Annotated in this window: 6 protein-coding genes and 1 pseudogene; 6 read left to right on the top strand and 1 reads right to left on the bottom strand. The window is 44.7% G+C overall.

Going from position 1 to position 6446, the window contains the following annotated elements; all coding sequences use genetic code 11:
• The first annotated feature begins 206 nt into the window (after positions 1–206).
• The 4 genes from QL919_RS13895 (at position 207) to QL919_RS13880 (ending at position 4505) form a co-directional block, all read left to right on the top strand.
• Positions 207–1589, top strand: coding sequence for a homoserine O-acetyltransferase (locus QL919_RS13895; protein WP_290190066.1), 1383 nt, complete (start codon positions 207–209; stop codon positions 1587–1589).
• Positions 1586–2203 (top strand): methionine biosynthesis protein MetW, encoded by a 618-nt coding sequence (gene metW / locus QL919_RS13890; protein ID WP_290190065.1) that lies wholly within the window; start codon positions 1586–1588, stop codon positions 2201–2203. Before QL919_RS13895 ends, metW begins: the two co-directional genes overlap by 4 nt.
• A 401-nt stretch (positions 2204–2604) precedes the next feature.
• Positions 2605–3186, top strand: a complete 582-nt coding sequence (locus QL919_RS13885; RefSeq protein ID WP_290190064.1) for a tetratricopeptide repeat protein — start codon at positions 2605–2607, stop codon at positions 3184–3186.
• A 323-nt stretch (positions 3187–3509) separates the two neighbouring features.
• Entirely contained in the window at positions 3510–4505 is a 996-nt protein-coding gene (locus tag QL919_RS13880) for a rhodanese-related sulfurtransferase (RefSeq protein ID WP_356650629.1), read from the top strand.
• Positions 4506–4630: 125 nt separating this feature from the next.
• Here QL919_RS13880 and serA read toward each other — a convergent pair whose 3' ends face one another.
• Positions 4631–5857, bottom strand: a complete 1227-nt coding sequence (gene serA / locus QL919_RS13875) for a phosphoglycerate dehydrogenase (protein ID WP_290190062.1) — start codon at positions 5855–5857, stop codon at positions 4631–4633.
• Between the two features lie 49 nt (positions 5858–5906).
• On the opposite strand from serA, the gene QL919_RS13870 reads away from it, so the two are divergent.
• Both QL919_RS13870 and QL919_RS13865 read left to right on the top strand, forming a co-directional pair.
• On the top strand, positions 5907–6173 hold the full coding sequence (locus tag QL919_RS13870) for a hypothetical protein (RefSeq protein WP_290190061.1): 267 nt from the start codon (positions 5907–5909) through the stop codon (positions 6171–6173).
• Positions 6174–6241: 68 nt separating this feature from the next.
• Positions 6242–6446: pseudogene (locus tag QL919_RS13865) on the top strand (FAD-binding oxidoreductase); the annotation flags it as partial.

Below are 6446 nucleotides of genomic sequence, written 5' to 3'. Positions count from 1 at the left end.
TTTAAACTGGGACTGTGACAGTCGGGGCAATTGATCTGTATTTGTGTCTTCATAACCTCAAATATATCATCTTGCTTTGACTGTCACCCTCCCTTTATTACTCCAGCATACTTTTTGATACACCACCCAAAAAAACAATATAGGCAAATTATTCTGTCGGCATATTGCTTTTATTTTATTGATGATTGTTGTCTTGCGAGGTAGCTTTGAACGCACGCTCTGATAATACCAGTGACCAGTCCCCCACAGATAAGTCCAATGCAGTTGGCTCTGTAGGAATTGTCACACCCCAAAACTTCCATTTCGCTGAGCCATTAACCTTAGAGTGCAATCGTACACTGCCCTCCTTTGACCTAATAGTAGAGACCTACGGCACGCTCAATAGCGATAAATCTAATGCCATTCTAATCTGCCACGCCTTATCAGGCAGTCACCATGCGGCAGGATTCCATAGTAGCGACGACAAAAAAGCCGGCTGGTGGGACAATATGATTGGCCCTAATAAAGCCATCGATACCAATCGCTTTTATGTGGTTTGCGTCAACAACATTGGCAGCTGCTTTGGCTCTACTGGCCCGACAACGATTAATCCTGATCGCATCAACTCAGAAAAAACAGAAAATGAAAGTGAGCCGCAAGTTTATGGCCCTGATTTCCCACTTATCACCATCAAAGATTGGGTAAAAACCCAAGCCATGCTCTCAGACCGCTTAGGTATTGATGTGTGGCACGCCATCGTTGGTGGCTCTATGGGCGGTATGCAAGCGCTACAATGGTCAGTTGACTATCCCGACAGGCTCAAACGCTGCGTGGTTATCGCCAGCACCCCTAAATTATCGGCACAGAATATCGCCTTCAATGAAGTCGCACGCCAGTCGATATTATCCGACCCTGATTTTAAAGACGGTCGTTATTTACAAGCAGGCACATATCCTCGCCGCGGTCTTATCCTTGCACGTATGGTCGGGCATATCACTTATTTGACCGATGATGCGATGAAGGCAAAGTTCGGTCGTGATTTAAAATCTGGCAAATTCATGTATGGCTACGATGTCGAGTTCCAAGTCGAAAGCTATCTGCGTTATCAAGGCGAACGCTTTAGCGAAAACTTCGATGCCAATACTTATCTGCTGATGACCAAAGCCTTAGATTACTTTGACCCAACCCGCGATTATCCATCAACACAGGCATCTGATAACACAGAGCTGTCAGGACAACTTGAAGACTCAATCGCCGCGTCAGTCAGTAATACCGACAGTGAGCTTGAAGATAATTTAGTAACCCACGATGGTAGCGAGCATGGCAACCATGAAGAGCTTACCGCGCTTAAGGCAGCATTCGCTCACACTCAATGCCAGTTTTTGGTGGTATCATTTACCACCGATTGGCGCTTTGCCCCTGAGCGCTCGCAAGAGATAGTCGATGCTTTGATGGCCACGGGTAAGCCGGTCAGCTATATTAATATTGACGCACCGCACGGTCATGATTCATTTTTATTCGATATTCCGCGCTATATGGGTGCTGTAAAAGGCTTTTTAACCGCGCCATTTATTGCTAATAGCCTATCAGCCAAAGGAGAACGCTCATGAGAATGGATCATCAGCTGGCCGAACGCTGGATTGCGCCCCAGTCACACGTGCTGGATTTAGGTTGTGGTAATGGCGAGTTGCTCGCACACTTACAGCAGAATCTAGGTGTCACAGGTTATGGGCTTGAGATTGATGAAGACAAAATCAATGAAGCGATTGCTAAAGGGCTATCTATCGTCGAACAAGACCTCAACGATGGCTTAAGTCGTTTCGCAGATGATAGCTTTGATACCGTTGTCATGGCGCGAGCGTTGCAAGCCGTCAAAGCACCTGACGTGCTCCTGCTAGATATGCTGCGCGTTGCTCGCGAAGCTGTCATCACCTTCCCTAACTTTGCTCATTGGCAAAACCGTTTACACTTAGGCTTAAAGGGTCTAATGCCAGTATCAGAAGCGCTGCCTTATGAGTGGTACAACACCCCCAATATTCATCTGTGTACATTCAAAGACTTCGAACAACTCTGCGCCCAGCACGATATTCATATTATCAATCGCTTCGCTGTCAGCGACTCTGACAGAGGTCACTCACCGCTGATGACCTCATTGATTAGACAAGTGCCTAACCTATTAGCAGATGTCGCCATCTATCGGGTGACCAAACAAAAGCCAGAGTAATAACAGCTTTCAACGCTACTTTTAAATGGACAATAAAGCCCAAATACGCTCAATTAAAACCTTAATGTAGTCTTAATTCATTCTTACCCTTAAGTAACTGTATGATTTTATTGAAGACAATAAGGTATAGTCGGCCATTAATTCTTGTAATTAGTATTTGAGTTTCGTAAGTTTGGGTGTTAAGCTAGCAAAATAGTGTCGATGACACCCCTATTACAACCGTTTATCTGTTTGGTCATGGTCAAAACACAGACAAAACGATAAACCAAATTGCTAATGATTAGGTATGTTTATATCGCAAGATTCCACCTAATTGTTATCGCCGTCTAACTGTCTTTCGCGAGACAATGTTTAGCGGTACAATTTTTTTTGCTTATTAACTGCCTAATTTTGGAGCTGCTATGAAATTATTAAAAGCTGCGTTATTCACTGCCCTATTCTCTTGTGCAGGTTTTGCCAATGCTGAGTTAATATCAAACGTACCCCTTGATACCTCACGTTTTGAGCTGATGCCTGTCAGTGAGTTATCTAACCGTGCTGCCCAAGGTAACGATCACGCTCAGTTTTACTTAGCCAAGCGCTTGCAAAAAGGTGAAGGCGTTGCCAAAAATACCCAACAAGCCATCCAGTGGTACACTAAAGCGGCTCAGCAAGGCGTTGCCCCTGCTCAGCTGAATCTTGCCATCATGTACTTGCGCGGTGAAGGTGTGCAACCTAACCTGCAGCAAGCACGTCTTTGGTTAGAAAAAGCGGCAATGCGTGGTGACAACCGTGCTAGCTATACCCTTGCTCTACTAGACGAGAAGCAAAAGAACTTAGTTGATGCTTATAAATGGTACGACTTGGCTGCCCGCGACGGTATGCTCGATGAAAAAGTCCGCAACAAAGCACGCGGTAAAATCGGTCAGCTAGCATTGAACTTATCAAGCTCAGACATCGCTAGCGCTCGCAGCAAAGCCGATACTTGGTTTCAGAGTAAGTAAACTCTAATTTTGACCTTACACAGTCAATAAAATAAGCTCAGTATTATACTGGGCTTTTTTGTTTGCCATTTTTATTATCTCTCATATTTCCGTGTAAGTTGAGAATGATAAAACCTCCAAAATTTGCTACACTACGCGCGCATTATCCAATTCCACAATTGCGCTAGTGTTATGAGCTTTACCAATTCGTTTTAACCGTTAATTTTAAAACACACCTTAAACCCAATGCACTAGGTTTGCGACCTAGCCAGCAGGAGAAAAACATGAGTACCAATCAAGATAGCAATACCACTGATAACAAAGCAGCGCCTGCGTACGATAGCGTGACCAATAATATCGTCGTTGCCGCGCTATATAAGTTCACACGCTTTGCCGATTTTGAGCAATATCGTCAGCCAATTTTAGACACCATGATAGAGAATGATGTCAAAGGCACTTTGTTACTCGCCAGCGAAGGCATTAACGGCACGATTTCTGGCAGTCGCCAAGGCATCGATAATGTCTTAGACTATCTGCGTAGTATCGAAGCCATCGGCAGCTTTACCTTTAAAGAGTCTTATACTGATGCGCAGCCTTTTTACCGTACTAAGGTCAAGCTAAAAAAAGAAATCGTGACCATGGGCGTTGAGAATATCGACCCACTACAGTCAGTTGGTCGCTACGTGAAGCCAAGCGAATGGAATGCGCTTATCTCAGACCCAGAGGTTATTTTGATTGATACCCGTAACGATTATGAAGTACAAATCGGGACATTCCAAAATGCCGTTAATCCAAACACCGAAACCTTCCGCGAGTTTCCAGAATACGTGGCAAAAGAGCTAGATCCGACTAAGCATAAAAAAGTCGCCATGTTCTGTACTGGTGGTATTCGCTGTGAAAAGTCCACCGCTTACATGCGTGAGCAAGGGTTTGAAGAGGTATATCACTTAGAAGGTGGTATTCTAAAATACCTCGAGGAAGTACCCGCCAGCGACTCTATGTGGCAAGGCGATTGCTTCGTTTTTGACAATCGTGTGTCGGTCAATCACAACTTAGAAAAAGGCAACTACGAGCAATGCTTTGCTTGCCGTATGCCGATTACAGCCGAGGACATGCAAAGCGCCGCCTATATCAAAGGTGAGTCTTGCCCGCATTGTATCGACAAAGCGACTGAGGAACAAAAGGCTCGATTCCGTGAGCGTGAGCATCAAATGCAGCTGGCCAAAAAACGCGGTGAAGCACATATTGGTAGCGATGTGATGGACGTTATAGAAAAGCGTAAAGCAGCTAAAATTGAGGCACGTCGCCAAGCGGATGCTGCGAATAAAGCCAAAGCTTAATCAGCTAAAACCATACCCTGCTTTGAATGTTAGACGTTTAAATGATTAGCCATAAAAAAGAGATGCCCTATTTATAGAGCATCTCTTTTTTTATCAGTCGTAACATTAAACGATAACGCTTAGTTTTAGAACAAGATACGCACGCGAATGGTCTCTTCAACGTCTTTTAGTTGATCAAGCGCGGCTGTTGAATCATTATAATCCACGTCCATCACCAGGTAACCAACATCACCTTCGGTCATGAGGCTCTGCGCTAAAATGTTGATATGCGCTTCAGCAAACAGACGGTTAATCTGTGACAATACGCCTGGGACGTTTTTATGGATATGTAACAGACGATGCGAGCCTTCTTTAAACGGTATAGAAACCTCTGGGAAGTTCACCGCGGTCGCGGTATCACCTTGGTCAGAGTATCTAACGAACTTATCGGCAACTTCAAGACCGATATTGGCTTGCGCTTCTTGCGTTGAGCCACCGATATGCGGCGTCAAGATAACGTTATCAAACTTACGTAGTGGCGACTCAAACTCTTCATCCGCTGATTTTGGCTCTTTCGGGAACACGTCAATCGCTGCACCCAAGATTTTGCCAGACTCAAGTACTGCTGCCAAATCATCAATCTCGACACAAGTACCACGAGCAGCGTTGATAAAGTAGCTGCCTTCTTTCATATGCGCAAACTGCTCAGCGCCCATCATGTAGCGGGTGCTTGGTACGTCAGGCACATGCAAAGTCACGATATCAGCCGTTGATAGTAGCTCTTCTAGGCTACCTACTTGCACGGCGTTACCCAGTGGCAATTTGGTCACGACATCATGGTAGATGACTTTCATACCGAAGCTTTCTGCCAATACAGACAGTTGCGAACCGATAGAGCCGTAACCAACGATACCGATTGTCTTGCCACGTACTTCATGTGAGTTGGTCGCAGACTTGCCCCAGCCGCCACGATGCACAGTGGCGTTCTTTTCAGGAATCCCGCGATATAGCATGATGGCTTCTGCCAATACCAACTCAGCCACCGAGCGAGTGTTCGAGTATGGCGCGTTAAAGACGGGAATACCTAAATCGCGAGCAGCGTCCAAATCAACCTGGTTGGTACCGATACAAAAGCAACCAATACCGATAAGCTTGTTTGCATGCTCAAGGACTTCACGCGTCAGCTGTGTGCGCGAGCGAATACCAATGAAGTGAGCGTCTTTAATCTTTTCGATGAGCTCATCTTGATCTAAAGCGTGACTGATATTCTCGATATTATGATAACCAGCTCCTTCCAACACTTTTAAAGCATTGTCATGTAGACCTTCAAGCAATAAGAACCGGATTTTGTCTTTTTGTAGTGATAACGCCATATGAGAACTGTCCTATAATTGTCTTATAAAAATCATCAGTGGGATAAGTATGATGGATGAAACGAAAACAGTCCGGATATCTTACACAAAATTTGGCAACGATGTTAGCAGATTAGATGAATTATTGGTTATCAAGCCTGAAAACTTTTTATGCTATAGTGAATCTGACTATAGCCAAATTATGGAACTGTCTCTTTTTGCCATTGATGCGCGTACTATTTATGCACTTGCAATGTCCTTTTACGGTTCTCGTGTTCAGATTGAGCACATGCCCAAGCCAGTACCAAGCTATATAAACATATTTATAGCTGCCTAGTTATATCCATTTCACGATATAATAATCCCCTTTATGCATAGCAATTACGTTTATACCGAGATTTGACCATGACCTCTTTAGCTAGCCAAAGCAATACTACTGCCGTCCAAACCATCTTAAGCAACTTGCTTGATGTGCATCAACTTGACCCCAGCCAAATCAAAACTGATGCTGAGAGCCTAGAGCACTGGGGCAAAGACTGGACCAAGCACTTCGCTCCTGCTGCGTCTGCCATCGTGTTTCCAAAGACCATTGAGCAAGTACAAGCCCTCG

The sequence above is a fragment of the Psychrobacter sp. APC 3426 genome (assembly GCF_030408035.1).
In the GTDB taxonomy this organism is placed as follows: Bacteria; Pseudomonadota; Gammaproteobacteria; order Pseudomonadales; family Moraxellaceae; genus Psychrobacter.
This window is presented reverse-complemented; position numbering and strand designations above follow the sequence as displayed.